The organism is Algibacter ulvanivorans, from assembly GCF_048381495.1.
Taxonomy (GTDB): domain Bacteria; phylum Bacteroidota; class Bacteroidia; order Flavobacteriales; family Flavobacteriaceae; genus Algibacter_B; species Algibacter_B ulvanivorans.
This window is the reverse complement of record NZ_JBLWGD010000105.1, coordinates 1-258: the sequence shown is the minus strand read 5'-3', so window position 1 is coordinate 258 and position 258 is coordinate 1. Positions and strand designations below refer to the sequence as shown.

The window sequence follows — 258 nt, the reverse complement described above, 5'->3', positions numbered from 1 at the left end:
CGGTCGTAACTGATGAAGCTGATAATTGTGGGAACACTCCTGTTGTTGCTTTTGTTTCGGATGTCTCTGATAATGCCAATTGCCCTGAAACCATTACCAGAACTTATAGTGTAACTGATACTTGTGGGAATAGCATAACCGTTGAACAAACCATTTTAATCACAGACCCTATAATGCCTACGGCTTCTAACCCTAATCCTATTGCTGTTCAATGTATTGATGATGTGCCTGCTGCGGATATTGAAGTTGTTACTGATG

The 258-nt window shown here is 40.7% G+C and carries 1 protein-coding gene; it reads left to right on the top strand.

What is annotated here, in order from left to right; all coding sequences use genetic code 11:
* The coding region (locus ACNG5D_RS16240; protein WP_418184549.1) for an HYR-like domain-containing protein at positions 1 to 258 on the top strand (258 nt) is incomplete at both ends.